Source organism: Campylobacter concisus, from assembly GCF_002913545.1.
GTDB classification, from domain to species: Bacteria; Campylobacterota; Campylobacteria; order Campylobacterales; family Campylobacteraceae; genus Campylobacter_A; species Campylobacter_A concisus_AV.
Map to the genome: position 1 here is coordinate 1 of NZ_PPBR01000067.1, position 505 is coordinate 505.

At 40.2% G+C, this 505-nt stretch carries 1 pseudogene; it reads right to left on the reverse strand.

Annotated elements, in window-relative coordinates:
- Positions 1–452: pseudogene (locus tag CYP05_RS04265) on the reverse strand (DNA-3-methyladenine glycosylase I); the annotation flags it as partial.
- Positions 453–505: the final 53 nt, after the last annotated feature.

Here is a 505-nt window from a genome sequence, read left to right on the forward strand (position 1 = left end):
AAGTTAGACACCGGCGTAGTGGCTGTCACTTGTTTGATATTATGAAAGTGATTTATGCTCAGTTTTTCGTCAAATCTTGGGTCTAATTATCTTAACTAATCTCTCCAAAGATTGTCATAAAAGCTACCAACTTTTTGCGTTACGGATAAAAATGCAAGGGCGTTTGCCGAGAGTGATTTTAGTTTTAATCTGTTGCGAATCAATCTCTCATTTGGCATAAATTTCGCTATCTCAGCCTCGTCGTAAAGCTTGATCTTCTCTGGATCAAAGCCATCAAACGCCTCTCTCATGGCCTCTCTTTTTTGAAGCACTCCATGCCACGAAAGTCCCGCCTGAAAACCCTCCAGAACTATCATTTCAAAAAATTTTCTATCATCTTTTACGACTTTGCCCCACTCGTTATCGTGGTAAGCTATATCAAGCTCGCCTTTTGCCCATTCACATCGCCTCATCTGCTTTCCTTAAATTTTAACTCCGTAAAACTCGCTATACCACTCGACAAATT